The organism is Mycobacterium sp. NGS56 (genome assembly GCF_059812425.1).
The window spans coordinates 992,107-1,009,356 of record NZ_JCALCQ010000001.1; the positions used below are offsets into that span (position 1 = coordinate 992,107).

At 65.3% G+C, this 17,250-nt stretch carries 14 protein-coding genes and 2 tRNA genes; 12 read left to right on the top strand and 4 right to left on the bottom strand.

Going from position 1 to position 17,250, the window contains the following annotated elements; translation table 11 throughout:
* The first annotated feature begins 24 nt into the window (after positions 1-24).
* The gene (locus AC5Y4F_RS04615) at positions 25-348 is read left to right on the top strand and encodes an Mtp family mycobacterial-type pilin (RefSeq protein ID WP_499995311.1); all 324 of its coding nucleotides are present in this window, start codon (positions 25-27) and stop codon (positions 346-348) included.
* 62 nt (positions 349-410) lie between these two features.
* Here the strand turns inward: AC5Y4F_RS04615 and AC5Y4F_RS04620 are convergent, their stop codons facing one another.
* The gene (locus AC5Y4F_RS04620) at positions 411-1,601 is read right to left on the bottom strand and encodes a serine hydrolase domain-containing protein (protein ID WP_067938872.1); all 1,191 of its coding nucleotides are present in this window, start codon (positions 1,599-1,601) and stop codon (positions 411-413) included.
* Between the two features lie 32 nt (positions 1,602-1,633).
* A tRNA-Gly gene (locus AC5Y4F_RS04625) sits at positions 1,634-1,704 on the bottom strand.
* Positions 1,705-1,851: 147 nt separating this feature from the next.
* Here AC5Y4F_RS04625 and AC5Y4F_RS04630 point away from each other — a divergent pair.
* From AC5Y4F_RS04630 to clpP2, 4 genes are all read left to right on the top strand, one after another.
* Positions 1,852-1,928 (top strand) — tRNA-Pro (locus AC5Y4F_RS04630).
* Positions 1,929-2,006: 78 nt separating this feature from the next.
* On the top strand, positions 2,007-3,446 hold the full coding sequence (gene tig, locus AC5Y4F_RS04635; RefSeq protein WP_067938870.1) for a trigger factor: 1,440 nt from the start codon (positions 2,007-2,009) through the stop codon (positions 3,444-3,446).
* Positions 3,447-3,571: 125 nt separating this feature from the next.
* Complete coding sequence (gene clpP1, locus AC5Y4F_RS04640) at positions 3,572-4,162, top strand: ATP-dependent CLP protease proteolytic subunit ClpP1 (protein ID WP_067938868.1); 591 nt, start codon at positions 3,572-3,574, stop codon at positions 4,160-4,162.
* A complete protein-coding gene (gene clpP2, locus AC5Y4F_RS04645; RefSeq protein WP_067938866.1) occupies positions 4,159-4,794 on the top strand; it encodes an ATP-dependent CLP protease proteolytic subunit ClpP2 in 636 nt (211 codons plus the stop codon). The genes clpP1 and clpP2 overlap by 4 nt, the downstream gene beginning before the upstream one ends.
* Before the next feature lie 30 nt (positions 4,795-4,824).
* On the opposite strand, the gene mmuM is transcribed toward clpP2, so the two are convergent.
* On the bottom strand, positions 4,825-5,748 hold the full coding sequence (mmuM, locus tag AC5Y4F_RS04650) for a homocysteine S-methyltransferase (protein WP_067938864.1): 924 nt from the start codon (positions 5,746-5,748) through the stop codon (positions 4,825-4,827).
* A 328-nt stretch (positions 5,749-6,076) separates the two neighbouring features.
* On the opposite strand from mmuM, the gene clpX reads away from it, so the two are divergent.
* The 4 genes from clpX (at position 6,077) to mobA (ending at position 11,561) form a co-directional block, all read left to right on the top strand.
* Positions 6,077-7,357: an ATP-dependent Clp protease ATP-binding subunit ClpX gene (clpX, locus tag AC5Y4F_RS04655; protein WP_067124554.1), complete on the top strand. Its 1,281-nt coding sequence runs from the start codon at positions 6,077-6,079 to the stop codon at positions 7,355-7,357.
* A gap of 476 nt (positions 7,358-7,833) precedes the next feature.
* On the top strand, positions 7,834-9,786 hold the full coding sequence (locus AC5Y4F_RS04660; protein ID WP_067938861.1) for a 2-oxoacid:acceptor oxidoreductase subunit alpha: 1,953 nt from the start codon (positions 7,834-7,836) through the stop codon (positions 9,784-9,786).
* A 58-nt stretch (positions 9,787-9,844) separates the two neighbouring features.
* The gene (locus tag AC5Y4F_RS04665) at positions 9,845-10,945 is read left to right on the top strand and encodes a 2-oxoacid:ferredoxin oxidoreductase subunit beta (protein WP_067938859.1); all 1,101 of its coding nucleotides are present in this window, start codon (positions 9,845-9,847) and stop codon (positions 10,943-10,945) included.
* Between the two features lies 1 nt (position 10,946).
* Positions 10,947-11,561, top strand: a complete 615-nt coding sequence (mobA, locus tag AC5Y4F_RS04670; RefSeq protein WP_082947754.1) for a molybdenum cofactor guanylyltransferase — start codon at positions 10,947-10,949, stop codon at positions 11,559-11,561.
* A 375-nt stretch (positions 11,562-11,936) separates the two neighbouring features.
* Here mobA and AC5Y4F_RS04675 read toward each other — a convergent pair whose 3' ends face one another.
* Complete coding sequence (locus AC5Y4F_RS04675; protein WP_156750197.1) at positions 11,937-12,308, bottom strand: hypothetical protein; 372 nt, start codon at positions 12,306-12,308, stop codon at positions 11,937-11,939.
* A gap of 357 nt (positions 12,309-12,665) precedes the next feature.
* On the opposite strand from AC5Y4F_RS04675, the gene AC5Y4F_RS04680 reads away from it, so the two are divergent.
* The 3 genes from AC5Y4F_RS04680 to AC5Y4F_RS04690 all read left to right on the top strand — a co-directional run bounded on the left by AC5Y4F_RS04680 (position 12,666) and on the right by AC5Y4F_RS04690 (position 17,246).
* The gene (locus AC5Y4F_RS04680; RefSeq protein WP_067939047.1) at positions 12,666-13,154 is read left to right on the top strand and encodes a transglycosylase family protein; all 489 of its coding nucleotides are present in this window, start codon (positions 12,666-12,668) and stop codon (positions 13,152-13,154) included.
* Positions 13,155-13,266: 112 nt separating this feature from the next.
* A complete protein-coding gene (locus AC5Y4F_RS04685; RefSeq protein ID WP_067938856.1) occupies positions 13,267-14,523 on the top strand; it encodes a saccharopine dehydrogenase family protein in 1,257 nt (418 codons plus the stop codon).
* Between the two features lie 62 nt (positions 14,524-14,585).
* Positions 14,586-17,246, top strand: a complete 2,661-nt coding sequence (locus tag AC5Y4F_RS04690; RefSeq protein WP_067938853.1) for a valine--tRNA ligase — start codon at positions 14,586-14,588, stop codon at positions 17,244-17,246.
* Positions 17,247-17,250: the final 4 nt, after the last annotated feature.

The window sequence follows — 17,250 nt, forward strand, 5'->3', positions numbered from 1 at the left end:
TGATTGTTTAGCCAAAGCATCGATATGGGTAGAAAAGATCTCGTGAAAACTCTTCCACGTTTGGCCGCAACGGCCCTCGCAATAGGCGGGCTGGGTTTGGCGGGCTTGGGCGTCGCAACTGACGCGCAGGCTCACCCCGGGCCCTTCCCGCAATGGTGTCCGGGTGAGTGGTGGGACCCGGGCTGGGGCAACAACTGGGACTGGAACAGGTGCCACGACTGGCACCATGAGGGTTGGGGCCGCGGCGGACCTGGTGCCCCGTGGGGTCCGGGTGGGCCCCGCGGCCCCGGTGCTCCGTGGGGTCCGGGCGGGCCAGGTGGGCCGCCCCCTCCCGGCTGGCATCGGTGACCCGACAACTCACGCAAACAAGCGCGCCCTGCCGACCTGGCAGGGCGCGCTTGCGTTAGGGGTTAGATCACTCCCAGCACGGAGTAGACCGCGTTGGACAGGACCAGGCTGCGCGGGTCAGCGTTGGCCTTGGTCGGGTCGAAGTGATTGGCGACATACGCGTAGCCGATGCGGTGCTCCAGGTCGACGAACCCGAACGAGCCGCCCAGTCCGCCGTGCCCGAAGATCCGGGGGTTGGGCCCGTTGACGCATCGCTGGTTGAGCATGTAACCCAGCCCCCATCCGTGGTCGGCCACCCGCGGTCCCAACACCAGATCGGTCTCCAGGCCGCCCTGGCAGACCCGCACCAGGTCCATGTGCTCCCGGCTGAGCACCTTCTCCTGCGCGAGCGCGTTGTAGAACGTCGCCAATCCCAGCGCCGAGACCTGCCCGTTGGTGCCGGGGAACTCGAGTTCGCGCCACAGACTCAGGTCGTGCGAGCCGAGTTCGTCATCGGGGGCGAAGCCCATCGAGATGGACAGCCCCGCCTTCGGGTGCTCAGCAAGGCTCGTCGGGTAGCCGGGGGCCTGCGCTTCGGCCAGCAGATCGCGGGCATGCGGCTTGTTGACCCGCTCGGCGCAGCGGTATTGCTCTCGCAACGGCAACCCGATGTGAACGTCGGCGCCGAACGGTTCGGCGATCTCGGTGCGCAGGTATTGGCCGATGGTCCGGCCCGTCACCCGACGAAACACCTCGCCCATGATGAAACCGAAGGTGGTCATGTGATAGCCCTGCGCGGTTCCCGGCTCCCACCACGGCTCGGCGGCGGCGAGTTGTTCGCAGACGTAGTCCCAGTCGGCGACCTGTTCCCAGCGCATCCGGGTGCGCGGACCGATCACCCCGGACCGGTGGCCCATCACCATCGCCAGCGTGATGTCTTGTTTGCCCGCCTGGGCGAACTCGGGCCAGTAGTGCGCGACGGGAGCCTGTAGGTCCAGCTCACCGCGGTCGGCGAGCTGGTGTATGCAGGTGGCCGACAGCCCCTTGGTGCCGGACAACACGGTGGTCAAGGTGTTCTGCTGCCACGGCCGGGTCCGGGCCGCATCGGCCCAGCCGCCCCACAGATTGACGACCACAGACCCGTCGACCCACACGGCGACGGCCGCGCCGACTTCATCGCCGTGCGTGAAATTGCGCTCGAACGCGTCGCGAACGCCGACGAAGTCCGAGGCGCATGAGCCATGGATTGACGCGTCGGTCTTCAGGTCGCTCATGGCGCCTTTCTATCGAGCAGATAATTAGCCCGAGCGGGCGACGGGAATCGAACCCGCGTAGCTAGTTTGGAAGACTAGGGCTCTACCATTGAGCTACGCCCGCAGTGTTCAGTCGAGCGTGACTGTAGCTGGCGACAAAGATCAAATCTAATCGACTCGGTTTTGTGATCGCTCCGTGAGGTCTGTGACGTCGCTGCGAAGCCCGTGGCCAACCCGGTGTTGAGGGGCCTTAGGATCATCGAGGTCAGCGCGGGGTGTAGCGCAGCTTGGTAGCGCATCCGCTTTGGGAGCGGAAGGCCGCAGGTTCAAATCCTGTCACCCCGACCAGCACCACCGGCCCGGTGCCCTGAGCACGACACACCGAGGCCGATAACGAGCAACGAACGACCATTGAGGAGCACACCCGTGAAGAGCACCGTCGAGCAGTTGAGCCCCACCCGGGTGCGCATCAACGTGGAGGTCCCTTTCTCGGAACTCGAGCCCGATTTCCAGCGCGCCTATAAGGAGTTGGCCCGGCAGGTGCGACTGCCCGGCTTCCGCCCGGGCAAGGCGCCGGCGAAGTTGCTGGAGGCGCGGTTCGGTCGCGAGGCGATGCTCGATCAGGTCGTCAGCGAGGCGCTGCCCGCGCGGTACGGGCAGGCCGTCGCCGAGTCGGAGGTGCACCCGCTGGGCCAGCCCGAGATCGAGGTCACCAAGAAGGAGTACGGCGAACAGCTGGCCTTCACCGCCGAGGTCGACGTTCGCCCCAAGCTCACCCTGCCGGATCCCGGTGCGCTCAAGGTGTCGGTGGACCCGATCGAGGTCAGCGACGAAGACGTCGACGCCGAACTGCAGTCTCTGCGTGCCCGATTCGGCACCCTGACCGGAGTGGACCGACCCGTCGCCGACGGTGACTTCGTCTCGATCGACCTGTCGGCCACCATCGACGGCGAAGAGATCCCGGGTGCCGCCGCGCAAGGCCTGTCCCATGAGGTCGGCTCGGGCCGGCTCATCGCGGGCCTGGACGAAGCCCTGGTCGGTTTGTCGGTCGACGAATCCAAGGAGTTCACCGCGCAGCTGGCGACTGGCGAGCACGCTGGCAAGGACGCGCAGGTGACCGTCACGGTCAAGTCGATCAAGGAACGTGAGTTACCCGAGCCCGACGACGAGTTCGCGCAGCTGGCCAGCGAGTTCGACACCATCGAAGAGCTGAAGTCCAACCTGCGCGAGCAGGTCGGCCGAACTAAGCGGGCTCAGCAAGCCGAAAACATTCGCGAAGCCGCCCTCGACACACTGCTTGAGCAGGTCGAGGTGCCGCTGCCGGAAGCGATCGTCAAGGCGCAGGTTGACAGCGCCCTGCACAACGCCCTACACAGCCTCGACCACGACGAATCCAAGCTGGAGGAAGTGCTGGCCCAGCAGGGTAAGTCGCGCGAAGAGTTCGAGACCGAGACGCGCACCGCCGCCGAGACGGACGTCAAACGGCAGCTGCTGCTGGACGCCCTGGCCGACGAACTCGAAGTCCAGGTTGGCCAGGACGACCTGACCGAGCGCCTGGTGGCCACGTCGCGGCAATACGGCATCGAGCCCCAGCAGCTGTTGGCCTACCTCCAGGAGAACAACCAGCTACCGGCCATGTTCGCCGATGTGCGCCGGACGCTGGCCATCGCCGAGGTGATCCGGGCGGCGACCGTCACCGATACCGCCGGAAACGCCATCGACACGAGCGAATTCTTCGGCAAGGGCTCGGGGGACGCCGAGACCGAAGCGGTTGGCGACGCTGAGCAGGCGGGCGAATCCGTCACAGGGGCCGACGAGAAATCGGATGAGGCCGGCGAATCCGAGGCGGCCGACGCGGGGGAGTGACCGCGCCATGAAGCTGTGAGCGAACGTGGCGCATTCGGGGGTGCGTGGCCGCGAAACGGCGGGCCCGGTTGGCTAGTGTCGTGAATACAGATCTCGAGAAAGCAGGTAACCCAGTCGTGACTGACATGCGTTCAAACTCGCAGGGTCTCAACCTCACGGACTCCGTCTATGAGCGCTTGCTGTCCGAGCGCATCATCTTCCTGGGTTCAGAGGTGAACGACGAAATCGCCAATCGGCTGTGCGCGCAGATTCTGCTGCTCGCCGCCGAGGACGCCAGCAAGGACATCAACCTCTACATCAACTCGCCGGGCGGATCGATCAGTGCGGGTATGGCGATCTACGACACGATGGTGCTGGCGCCCTGTGACATCGCCACCTACGCGATGGGCATGGCCGCTTCGATGGGGGAGTTCTTGTTGGCCGCCGGCACCAAGGGCAAGCGCTACGCGCTGCCGCACGCCCGCATCCTGATGCACCAGCCTTTGGGCGGGGTGACCGGCAGCGCGGCCGACATCGCCATCCAGGCCGAACAGTTCCACGTCATCAAAAAGGAGATGTTCCGGCTCAACGCCGAGTTCACCGGCCAGACGATCGAGCGCATCGAGGCCGACTCCGACCGCGACCGCTGGTTCACCGCGCAGGAAGCCCTGGAATACGGGTTCGTCGACCACATCATCACCCGCGCCGCCCACATCACCAATGGAGAAGCCCGATGAACCCCGAAACCCAGCCCCAGGCGCGCTACATCCTGCCGTCGTTCATCGAGCACTCGAGCTTCGGCGTCAAGGAGTCCAACCCCTACAACAAGCTGTTCGAGGAACGCATCATCTTCCTCGGCGTGCAGGTCGACGACGCGTCGGCGAACGACATCATGGCGCAGTTGCTGGTGCTCGAGTCGCTGGACCCCGACCGCGACATCACCATGTACATCAACTCGCCCGGCGGCGGATTCACCTCGCTGATGGCGATCTACGACACCATGCAGTACGTGCGCGCCGACATCCAGACGGTGTGCCTGGGGCAGGCCGCTTCGGCGGCGGCGGTGTTGCTGGCCGCCGGGACGCCGGGCAAGCGGATGGCGCTGCCCAACGCCCGGGTGCTCATCCACCAGCCGTCGCTGCAGGGCGTGATCCAGGGGCAGTTCTCCGATCTGGAGATTCAGGCCGCCGAGATCGAGCGGATGCGCACGCTGATGGAGACCACGCTCGCCCGGCACACGAACAAAGACGCGTCGGTCATTCGCAAGGACACCGACCGCGACAAGATCCTGACCGCCGAAGAGGCCAAGGATTACGGGATCATCGACACCGTGCTGGAGTACCGAAAGCTTTCGGCGCAAACCGCCTAGCGCCCTCGGTCCCCTTCGCCGAACGTGCACTCACGGCGAATCTTTGCCGAATTTTTCGACCTGATTACACGCTCGGCGAAGTTCGGCGATAGCGGCGGGACCGACCCGACAGCATCCGCCGACGATCCGGGCCCCGGCCGCGACCCACTGGGTCGCGAGGTCCGCGCGGAACCGCGATGGACCGATCCAGCTGCGCCGCAACGCGTCCCAGCGTTCGCCGCTGTTCGGGTAGACGATGACGGGCTTGTCGACGGCCGCTGCGCTCGCAATCGCGGGCAACACGTCATCGGGCGCGCAGCAGTTCACCCCGACCGCGACGATCTCGTCGACGCCGGCCACCACCGCGAACGCGTCGGCCAGCGGTTGCCCGGCGCGGGTCCGGTCCCCGTCGACGGTGTAGCTCAGCCAGGCCGGTCTGCCGACCGAGCGCACCAGCTCAACGAGGGCCTCCGCTTCGTCGACGTCGGGCACGGTTTCACACGCGAGCACGTCCGCGTCGGCGTCGGCCAGGGTTTCCAACCGTGGCCGATGCCACCGCGCCAAGTCGGCTACCGACAGGCCGTAGCGTCCGCGGTACTCCGATCCGTCGGCCAGTGCCGCGCCGTACGGGCCGATCGAGGCCGCGACGAGGAGGCCGTCGACGCCCACCTCGTCCCGTGCCGCCTTCGCGAGCTCGACGCTGCTGTGCAACAGCCTTGCCGTCTGTCGGCGATCGAATCCGCGATTGGCGAAACCCTCGAACGACGCCTGGTAGCTGGCCGTCGTCGCGATCGCGGCACCGGCCCGAAAGTAGGCGGCATGCACGGCGGCGATGTTGTTCGGGGCGTCCGCGAGCAGCCTCGCCGACCACAATGGGTCGGAAAGGTCATGGCCGCGAGCTTCGAGCTCGGTGGCCAAGCCGCCGTCGAGCACGACGGGTCCACTGGGCCATTCGAAGCCCACAGCCAAACCCACGTCGCCACTGTAGGGTGATTTCTTAGGGGTTCGCCCAGGCCTCGCGTGATCATCGGCGTTGGGTTGGCACCTCCAGCGGAAGCAATGTCGTAGGCCGGTCGGCCTCGGCAGCGTTACGACCGCGACACGCCAAAGACACGCAAAGCGCGTCTTTCGCGAGTTGCGGGCACCGTCTGGCTATATGTTTCATCCATACGGACACGCACGAATACCACCGACGCGATTCGGCCCCTATGGTCGCGTCGGGCCCGATCAAGCGGGTAGCGTCGGTGAATACATCCGGGGACAGGCAAGACGAACGGCGAATAGGAAGTAGGCCCTCAGCACCATGGCGCGCATCGGAGACGGCGGTGACCTGCTGAAGTGCTCGTTCTGCGGGAAGAGCCAGAAGCAGGTCAAAAAGCTCATTGCTGGCCCCGGCGTGTACATCTGCGATGAATGCATCGACCTCTGCAACGAGATCATCGAAGAGGAGCTGGCCGATGCCGACGACGTAAAGCTTGATGAACTCCCCAAGCCGATCGAGATTCGGGAGTTCCTTGAGGGATACGTCATCGGGCAGGACACCGCCAAGCGGACGCTGGCCGTGGCCGTCTACAACCACTACAAGCGGATTCAGGCGGGTGAAAAGGGCCGGGACTCGCGGCACGAGCCGGTGGAGCTGACGAAGTCCAACATCTTGATGCTCGGGCCGACGGGTTGCGGAAAGACGTACCTGGCCCAGACGCTCGCCAAGATGCTCAACGTCCCGTTCGCCATAGCCGACGCCACCGCCCTGACCGAAGCCGGTTACGTCGGTGAGGACGTCGAGAACATTTTGCTCAAGCTGATCCAGGCCGCCGACTACGACGTCAAGCGCGCCGAGACCGGCATCATCTACATCGACGAGGTCGACAAGATCGCCCGCAAGAGCGAGAACCCGTCCATCACCCGCGACGTCTCCGGGGAAGGCGTCCAGCAGGCCCTGCTGAAGATCTTGGAGGGCACCCAGGCGTCGGTGCCCCCGCAGGGCGGGCGTAAGCACCCGCACCAGGAGTTCATCCAGATCGACACCACGAACGTGCTGTTCATCGTCGCCGGGGCCTTCGCGGGCCTGGAGAAGATCATCTACGAGCGCGTTGGCAAGCGTGGCCTGGGCTTCGGGGCCGAGGTGCGCTCCAAGGCCGAGATCGACACCACCGATCACTTCGCTGACGTGATGCCCGAAGACCTGATCAAGTTCGGCCTGATCCCCGAATTCATCGGCCGGCTGCCGGTGGTCGCCTCGGTCACCAACCTGGACCGCGAGTCGTTGGTGAAAATCCTGTCCGAGCCGAAGAACGCGCTGGTAAAGCAGTACACACGGCTCTTCGAAATGGACAACGTGGAGCTCGAGTTCACCGATGACGCCCTGGAAGCGATCGCCGACCAGGCGATCCACCGCGGCACCGGCGCTCGCGGCCTGCGGGCCATCATGGAAGAGGTCCTGCTGCCCGTGATGTACGACATCCCGAGCCGCGACGACGTCGCCAAGGTTGTGGTGACCAAGGAGACCGTCCAGGACAACGTGTTGCCGACGATCGTCCCGCGCAAGCCGTCCCGTTCGGAACGTCGGGACAAGAGCGCCTAACTACTTCGTCCTCGGAGCGCACCGGCATCGCGAGCGACGCCGTTACCCGGCTTCTTGAGCACGGCCTGGACTTCTCGACTCCCTCTTCTTTCCGCGGACCCGCTCGTTGTCGCGGCCGGCTGCAACCCTTCGTTGGTCTTGCTGGGTCCCCGCCGCGGCCGCCTCACGCGCCATCTGAACACCGATTTCCAACGGCTCCGGAGGGGGCCACGGTATGGACGACAGTACTAACGCGCAAGACGTGACCAATAACACAGTTTGATTTGTACTCGCCAGTAGCCCTTAGCTGACTTCGTGTTTTGCCGACAAAACGGCGGCGTGACATGCATAGGGGACGGCCATACAACCCTCAAAGAAATGCCATAATTGATACCGGCAGTGACACGAAAGCGCCAGCGTGCTGAGGCCGCTCCAAAGGCGCGTAACCTGGGACGTCGGCGGAGTGTCTGTCCGGCGAACATAGTGGAGGCAAAGACGTGGATCCGAACGGCAGCGGAGCCGCATCAGACTCACATGGGGCGTCGCCCAACGGATCTGCCCGCCAGCGCCTCGAACAGGTCGTCATTCGCTTCGCCGGGGACTCCGGCGACGGCATGCAGCTCACCGGAGACCGGTTCACATCCGAGGCAGCGCTTTTCGGCAACGACTTGGCGACCCAGCCCAACTACCCCGCCGAGATCCGTGCCCCTGCAGGCACGCTGCCCGGCGTCTCGTCCTTCCAAATTCAGATCGCCGATTACGACATCTTGACCGCCGGCGACCGGCCCGACGTTCTGGTCGCGATGAATCCCGCTGCGCTCAAGGCCAATATCGGGGATCTGCCCCGCGGTGGAATGGTGATCGCGAACTCCGACGAGTTCACCAAGCGCAACCTGACCAAGGTGGGCTACGTAACCAACCCGCTCGAGACCGACGAGTTGTCGGACTACGTCGTGCATTCCGTCGCGATGACCACGCTTACGCTGGGGGCCGTCGAGACGATCGGCGCCACGAAGAAAGACGGCCAGCGCGCCAAGAACATGTTCGCGCTGGGCCTGTTGTCATGGATGTACGGGCGGCCGATCGAAACCAGCGAAAAGTTCATCCGGGAGAAGTTCGCTCGCAAGCCCGAGGTCGCCGAGACCAACGTGCTGGCGTTGAAGGCCGGTTGGAACTACGGCGAAACGACCGAGGCTTTCGGTACCACTTACGAGGTGTCCCGGGCGACCCTGCCGTCGGGCGAATACCGCCAGATCTCGGGCAACACCGCGCTGGCGTACGGGATCGTGGCGGCCGGCCAGCTGGCGGACATTCCGGTCCTGCTCGGCAGTTACCCGATCACACCGGCGTCCGACATCTTGCACGAGCTGTCCAAGCACAAGAACTTCAACGTCATCACGTTCCAGGCCGAGGACGAGATCGGTGGCATCTGCGCCGCGATCGGCGCCTCGTACGGCGGTGCGCTGGGCGTGACCACCACGTCAGGCCCGGGCATTTCCCTGAAGTCCGAAGCGCTCGGGCTGGCCGTGATGACCGAGCTGCCGCTGCTCGTCGTCGACGTGCAGCGCGGCGGGCCCTCGACCGGGCTGCCCACCAAGACCGAACAGGCCGACCTGTTGCAGGCGCTGTTCGGCCGCAACGGCGAGTCACCCGTCGCGGTCCTGGCTCCACGCTCACCCTCCGACTGTTTCGAGACCGCGCTCGAGGCGGCACGCATCGCGGTGTCGTATCACACCCCGGTAATCGTGTTGTCCGACGGCGCGATCGCCAATGGCTCGGAGCCCTGGTGCATTCCGGATGTCAGCACGCTGCCGAGCATCACGCACACCCTCGCCAAGCCCGACGAGCCGTTCCAGCCGTACGCGCGTGACCCGGAGACGCTGGCCCGGCAGTTCGCCGTGCCCGGCACCCCCGGGCTCGAGCACCGCATCGGCGGACTCGAAGCGGCGAACGGCTCGGGCAACATCTCCTACGAGCCGGTGAACCACGATCTCATGGTGCGGTTGCGCCAGGCCAAGATCGATGGGATCTCGGTCCCCGATCTGGAAGTTGACGATCCGACCGGCGACGCCGAGCTGCTGCTGATCGGCTGGGGCAGCTCTTACGGTCCGATCGGTGAAGCCTGCCGGCGCGCGCGGCGCAAGGGCATCAAGGTGGCGCACGCTCACTTGCGTTACCTCAACCCGTTCCCGGCGAACCTGGGTGAGGTGCTGCGCCGCTACCCGCAGGTGGTCGCGCCGGAGATGAACCTGGGTCAATTGGCGTTCCTGCTGCGTGGCAAGTACCTGGTCGATGTGCAATCGGTCAGCAAGGTGCAAGGTGTCGCCTTCCTGGCCGACGAGATCGGCCGCGTCATTCGCGCCGCGCTGGGCGGGACGCTGGCCGAAGTCGAGAACGACAAGACGATGGTCGCCAGGATGGCGGCAGCAACGGTTGGAGCCGACGCATGAGCTCAGTGGTTCAGGACGGCGACAACGTAGAGCGAAGCGATGAGGAGGGGCGACGCTCGTGACTGACGTGATCGGCAATTTGGCGGGCAAAGACCTTGGTGTGACCGCGAAGTTGACCAAAAACGACGGGGTCCCCACTTTGTCCACAGAGGACCAGCCGCAGAAGTCCAAGGACTTCACTAGCGACCAAGAGGTCCGCTGGTGCCCGGGCTGCGGGGACTACGTCATTCTCAACACCATCCGCAACTTCCTGCCCGACCTCGGGTTGCGCCGCGAGAACATCGTGTTCATCAGCGGTATCGGCTGCTCGAGCCGGTTTCCGTACTACCTCGAGACGTACGGTTTCCACTCGATTCACGGTCGCGCGCCGGCCATCGCCACCGGTCTGGCGCTGGCCCGCGAGGACCTCTCGGTGTGGGTGGTCACCGGCGACGGCGATGCCTTGTCGATCGGGGGTAACCACCTGATCCACGCGCTGCGCCGCAATGTCAACATCACCATCCTGCTGTTCAACAACCGTATCTACGGTTTGACCAAGGGTCAGTACTCGCCGACATCAGAGGTCGGCAAGGTCACCAAGTCGACCCCGATGGGATCGCTCGACCATCCGTTCAATCCGGTGTCGTTGGCCCTGGGCGCCGAGGCGACCTTCGTCGGCCGAGCGCTGGACTCCGACCGCAACGGACTGACCGAGGTGCTGCGCGCCGCCGCCGGGCACCGGGGGGCCGCCGTTGTCGAGATTTTGCAGGACTGCCCGATCTTCAACGACGGCTCGTTCGACGCGCTGCGCAAGGAGGGCGCGGAGGACCGGGTCATCAGTGTCCGCCATTGCGAGCCAATCGTGTTCGGCGCCAACGGTGAATATTGCGTGGTGAGGTCGGGCTTCGGGCTGGAGGTGGCCAAGACGGCGGACGTGTCGGTTGACGAGATCGTGGTGCATGACGCGCACAGCGACAACTCGGCCTACGCCTTCGCCCTGTCCCGGTTGTCGGACCAGAATCTCGAACACACCGTGCTGGGCATCTTCCGCGACATCAGCCGGCCGACCTACGACGATGCGGCGCGCTCGCAGGTCCAGGCAGCCCAGTCGGCGAAGCCGTTCGACTCCGCCGCGCTGCAGTCGCTGTTGCGTGGGCGCGACACCTGGACCGTCGACTGACGTGGGCGACCAGAAATCCGACACACAACAGGCGGTGTCGTTAGCTGGGGTGGTGCTGGCGGGCGGAGAATCGCGGCGCATGGGGCGCGACAAGGCCACCCTGCCCGGCCCCGGAGGTGCCGCCACGCTGCTGGAATACGTCGCCGGGGTGATCGCGCAGCGCTGCGAGCCGGTTTTCGTGATGGCCGCGCCGGGGCAACCGTTGCCGCCGGTGCAGGCGAAAGTCATCCGCGACGAGGTTCGCGGCCAGGGCCCCCTGCCGGCGACAGGACGTGGGCTGCGGGCGGCCGCGGAGGCGGGCGCCCGGTATGCCTTCGTCTGCGCCGTCGACATGCCGCTCCTGTCTGCGGAATTGATCGACGACCTGGTGCGTCTGGCCGCCGAGACCAATGCCGAGATCGTGCTGCCGTGGGACGGCCGCAGCCACTACCTGGCCGCGGTGTACCGCACGGACCTGGCCGAGCGGATCGACGGCCTGGTCGCCGGCGGCGCCCGGTCGATGCGCGCCTTGATCGATGCCTCGGACGCGCAGCAGATCGTGCTGCCGGAGTCGCGCTTTTTGGCCAACGTCAATACGGAGAGCGACTTGCTCGCCCTGGCGCAGTCCCGGAGCTGAAGGCCGACGGCCGAAGCGCTCACGTCGCGGCGGACCTTGCATAGTCGGCGAATTCGGCCGATTGATAGGCCGCGTTGGAAACATGGCTTTAGCCACTTCGGTTTTTTCCAGAACTTATGCACGTTTCGGTATGACGACAAGGCATCGAGCAAGACAAGAGCTCGACAGGCCTACATCGTGATCTGTTGTAGCAGTGGTGCTTTGAAGCGCTTATAGGCGGTGTCCATCAATTTCCGGCGATGCATGTAGCCGCGCTCTGCCAATGAAACGTAGGCCGTTCCAGCAAAATCGGATTGCCTTGAATACATTCTCCCTACGCGCACAAGAGCGCTGCTCAGAAGTGGGCGTGAGGCCACCCCGTCGAAGCACTCGACATCAGCGTATTTGCTTGAAAAGCGTTGCAGTTATGCTTGATTGAACGACAAGCGTTGCCGACCAGGACAATACATGGGCGGGGACGCTGTCGGCATGAAAGACACGGCAGCGCACGATGATCTTGTCCACGAATTGTGCTCGTGTACAGGCAAAGTCGATACCTTCTCGGTTTCCTCGCTTGCGCCGCACCTTGCGAGTTTGAAGTTCGTGGAAGTTGCGGTATCCTCCGCCGGCTCTCAACGGCGGAATCGGATCCGTTGAAGCACTGGCGAATCGGTCGGCCAAGCGGCAAATAAACGTGCGCCAGCTCACAAAATGCGGGTGATTCGGCTCACCATCTGTCTCGCTGATCCAGTTGGGGGTTGATTCCACGATGGCCGCAATGACCTGCGTGAATACCCATGCTGCCGCACCGTGATCGGTCCGTTACTGAAACGAGATACCCGATTTCTGAAGATGACGAACGCGCGCAGGTTCTCTACGGTCCCTGTTAGCCCACAACGGGTTACGGAAGAGTAATCAGATAATTGAATCCACGGACCCGCGTGCGAGCGGCGCCGCGGACGGCGAAAGCCCGACCGTGGTCGGTGGGTAACACCCGCCGGGCAGACCTAGCCCGCCGCTGCCGTGCCTGACCCAGACGGCACGTTTCGAAGCAGGCATCAATCAGACAGCTTCAGCCCATCCGTGGGCTTGCTTTGGCGCGCGCGCACCGCGAAAGGAACAATTTTGCAGAACGTCCGAAAGACGCTCATTCTTGCCGCGGTCACGGGCACGCTCGTGACCATCCCGTCGGCCACCGCTAACGCGGACGAGGTACCGGCGGGCTTCGACCCGACCGCGCCGGCCGCCGGCCCCGCCCCGGACGCTCCGCCGCCTCCGGCTCCCGACGCTCCGCCGCCGCCGGCTCCGGACGCTCCGCCGCCGCCGGCTCCGGACGCCCCGCCGCCTGGCCCGGACGTCCCGCCGCCACCCGCCCACCGGGCGTACAGCGTGAACTGGGACGCCATCGCGCAGTGCGAGTCGGGTGGAAACTGGGGGATCAGCACCGGTAACGGCTTCTCCGGTGGCCTGCAATTCACCCCGAGCACCTGGCGTGCCAACGGTGGATCGGGCTCTCCCGCCGGCGCGAGTCGCGAGGAGCAGATCCGAGTCGCCGAGAACGTGCTGCACTCGCAGGGCATCGGCGCTTGGCCGGTCTGCGGGCGCCGCGGCTGAGCCGCAGCCGCAATCGGCGGATTCGCCATACATATAAGAAGTGCCGGGCCCTGTGCCCGGCACTTCTTATTTCCACGGGGTGCGGCTCCGGGCGTCGGGTAGCGTCGGGCCCGTGACCGAAACGCCGCGCGAATTCGACATAGTGCTGTATGGGGCGACCGGCTTCGTCGGGAAACTCACCGCCCAATACCTGGCCGGCGCGGCACCGGATAAACGGATCGCGCTGGCCGGCAGATCGACCGACCGATTGCGCGCCGTCCGTGACACGCTGGGCGACGCCGCGCAGTCGTGGCCCATTCTGAATGCCGACGCCTCGTCGCCCTCGACGCTCAATGAGATGGCGCCCCGCACCCAGGTCGTCATCACCACGGTCGGGCCCTACACCCGTTACGGTCTGCCGCTGGTGGCCGCGTGCGCGGCAGCTGGCACCGACTACGCCGACCTGACCGGCGAAGCGATGTTCGTCCGCGAAAGCATCGACCTGTACCACAAACAGGCCGCGGATACCGGCGCGCGCATCGTGCATGCGTGCGGATTCGATTCGGTCCCTTCCGACCTCAGCGTGTATGCGCTTTACCGGGCGGCACGCGACGGCGGCGCCAGAGAACTCGGCGACACCGACCTGGTCGTCCGGTCCTTCTCCGGCGGCGTGTCCGGCGGGACCGTCGCGTCGATGCTCGAAGTGCTCGATACCGCCTCCCGCGATCCGGACGCTCGCCGCCAGCTCGCCGACCCGTACACATTGACCACGGACCGCAGTGCCGAACCCGATATCGGCCCGCAGCCCGATTTGCCGTGGCGTCGTGGTGATCGGATCGCGCCGGAGCTGAAGGGTTTGTGGACGTCGGGCTTTTTGATGGCGCCTTATAACACCCGAATCGTGCGGCGCAGCAATGCATTACTGGACTGGGCCTACGGACGCCAGTTGCGGTATAGCGAAAGCATGAGCTTGGGCTCGTCACCACTGGCTCCGGTGGCATCCGCTGTGGTGGGCGGGGTCGGCGCGGCGACCTTCGGATTGGGCAGCCGGTATTTCCGGCTGCTGCCGCGCAAACTGGTCGAGCGCATCGTGCCCAAACCCGGAACCGGCCCGAGTGACGCCGCCCGGGAACGCGGCTACTACCGGATCGAGACCTTCACCACGACAACCACCGGCGCGCGTTACGTGGCGCGCATGGAACAGCGCGGCGACCCGGGTTACAAGGCGACTTCGGTGTTGTTGGGGGAGTGCGGCCTCGCCCTGGCGGCGGATCGTGACAAGCTCACCGATCTGCATGGCGTCCTCACCCCCGCGGCCGCGATGGGCGACGCGCTGCTGGACCGATTCCCTGCCGCGGGCGTGGCATTAGAGGTAGAACGGCTGGATTAGTGACCCGGCTCACGCATTCGGGCGCTTACATGAGGGCAAACACCGCTCCCTAGAATTGACGGGTGACCGCCAGCCGCAGCCCCGCCACCGACCTGCCCAAGTCGTGGGATCCAGCTGGGGCCGAGAGCGCGATCTACCGGAGATGGGTGGACGCGGGGTACTTCGCGGCGGACCCGAACAGCCCCAAGCCCGGGTATTCGATTGTGCTGCCACCGCCGAACGTCACCGGCAGCCTGCACATGGGCCACGCCCTCGAACACACCATGATGGACGCCCTGACTCGCCGTAAGCGGATGCAGGGTTATGAGGTGCTCTGGCAGCCGGGGATGGACCACGCCGGCATCGCGACGCAGAGCGTGGTGGAAAAGCAGCTCGAGGTCGACGGCAAAACCAAAGAGGACTTCGGCCGAGAGCTGTTCATCGAAAAGGTCTGGGACTGGAAGAGGGAGTCCGGCGGCGCCATCGGTGTACAGATGCGCCGCCTCGGCGACGGTGTGGACTGGAGCCGCGAGCGCTTCACCATGGACGAGGGTCTGTCGCGGGCGGTCCGGGCGATGTTCAAGCGCCTCTACGACGCCGGACTGATCTATCGGGCCGAGCGGCTGGTCAACTGGTCGCCGGTGCTGCAGACCGCGATCTCGGATATCGAGGTCGACTATCAAGAAGTCGAAGGCGAGCTGGTGTCCTTCAGGTACGGGTCGATGGACGACTCGCAGCCGCACATCGTTGTGGCCACCACCCGGATGGAAACGATGCTCGGTGACACCGCGATCGCGGTGCATCCCGACGACGAGCGCTACCGACACCTGGTCGGTAGCAGCCTGCCGCACCCTTTCGTGGATCGTCAGCTCGTAGTGGTCGCCGACGAGCATGTGGACCCCGAATTCGGCACCGGTGCAGTCAAAGTCACGCCCGCACATGACCCCAACGATTTCGAGATCGGCGTGCGCCACCAGCTGCCGATGATTTCGATCATGGACACCAAGGGTCGAATAACCGACACCGGAACGCAATTCGACGGCATGGACCGATTCCAAGCCAGGGTCGCGGTGCGCGAGGCGCTGGCGGACGAGGGACGGATCGTCGACGAGAAGCGGCCGTACCTACACAGCGTTGGGCACTCCGAGCGCAGCGGCGAGCCGATCGAACCACGCCTTTCCCTGCAGTGGTGGGTACGGGTGGAATCGCTTGCCAAGGCCGCCGGCGACGCGGTGCGCAACGGGGACACCGTGATTCACCCCGCCAGCCTGGAACCGCGATGGTTCGCCTGGGTCGACGACATGCACGACTGGTGCATCTCGCGTCAGCTGTGGTGGGGCCACCGCATCCCTATCTGGTACGGCCCTAACGGCGAACAGCGCTGCGTGGGGCCCGACGAAACACCACCAGAAGGCTGGTCACAGGACCCCGATGTGCTGGACACCTGGTTCTCCTCGGGCCTGTGGCCGTTCTCCACATTGGGCTGGCCCGAACAGACTCCAGAACTCGAAAAATTCTATCCCACAAGCGTTCTCGTTACCGGCTATGACATCCTGTTTTTCTGGGTAGCCAGAATGATGATGTTCGGCACCTTTGTCAGTGACGACGAAGCCATCACCCTGGACGGGCGCCGCGGTCCGCAGGTGCCGTTCACCGATGTCTTCCTGCATGGACTGATCCGCGATGAGTCCGGCCGCAAGATGAGCAAGTCCAAGGGCAACGTCATCGACCCGCTGGACTGGGTGGAAACCTTCGGGGCGGACGCCCTGCGGTTCACGCTGGCGCGCGGCGCCAGTCCCGGCGGTGATCTGGCGATCGGCGAGGACCATGTCCGGGCGTCACGCAACTTCTGTACCAAGCTGTTCAACGCCACGCGCTACGCGCTGCTCAACGGCGCCAAGCTGGCCCCGCTGCCCGTGCCCGCCGAGCTCACCGATGCCGACCGATGGATTCTCGGGCGACTGGAAGAGGTTCGCGCGGAGGTCGACTCGGCGTTCGACAGCTACGAGTTCAGTCGCGCTTGCGAGGCGCTCTACCACTTCGCCTGGGACGAATTCTGCGACTGGTACGTCGAATTGGCCAAGACGCAACTGGCCGAAGGGATTACGCATACCACGGCGGTGCTGGCGGTGACACTGGACGTTCTGCTGCGATTGCTGCACCCGGTGATCCCGTTCATCACCGAGGCACTGTGGCAGGCTCTGACCGGTGGCGCGGCCGAACACGAGTCGCTGGTGATCGCCGACTGGCCGCAGCCCTCCGGCATCAGCCTCGATCAGGTTGCCGCACAGCGGATTACCGATATGCAGAAGCTGGTGACCGAGGTGCGGCGGTTCCGCAGCGATCAAGGTCTGGCGGACCGCCAGAAGGTGCCGGCCCGGATGACCGGCGTCGACGCATCCGATCTGGGCACCCAGGTAAGCGCGGTGGCGTCGCTGGCGTGGCTCACCGGCGCCGACCCGGATTTTCACCCGTCGGCGTCGGTCGAAGTGCGCCTGTCCGGCGGCACCGTCGTCGTCGAGCTCGATACCTCGGGCACCATCGACGTCGCCGCCGAACGTCGCCGGCTGGAAAAGGACCTGGCCGCGGCGCACAAGGAGCTGGCGTCGACCACCGCCAAATTGGCCAACGACGACTTTTTGGGCAAGGCCCCGCACCACGTCGTCGACAAGATCCGGGACCGTCAGCGCCTGGCCCAGGAGGAAACCGAGCGGATCAACGCGCGGCTAGCCGGGCTGCAATGAGTGT

Excerpts from the sequence above, each read along its gene's own strand:
- AC5Y4F_RS04615 (WP_499995311.1), top strand. The coding sequence starts at position 25 with ATGGGTAGAAAAGATCTCGTGAAAACTCTTCCACGTTTGGCCGCAACG.
- AC5Y4F_RS04620 (WP_067938872.1), bottom strand. The coding sequence starts at position 1,601 with ATGAGCGACCTGAAGACCGACGCGTCAATCCATGGCTCATGCGCCTCG.
- clpP1 (WP_067938868.1), top strand. The coding sequence starts at position 3,572 with ATGCGTTCAAACTCGCAGGGTCTCAACCTCACGGACTCCGTCTATGAG.
- clpP2 (WP_067938866.1), top strand. The coding sequence starts at position 4,159 with ATGAACCCCGAAACCCAGCCCCAGGCGCGCTACATCCTGCCGTCGTTC.
- clpX (WP_067124554.1), top strand. The coding sequence starts at position 6,077 with ATGGCGCGCATCGGAGACGGCGGTGACCTGCTGAAGTGCTCGTTCTGC.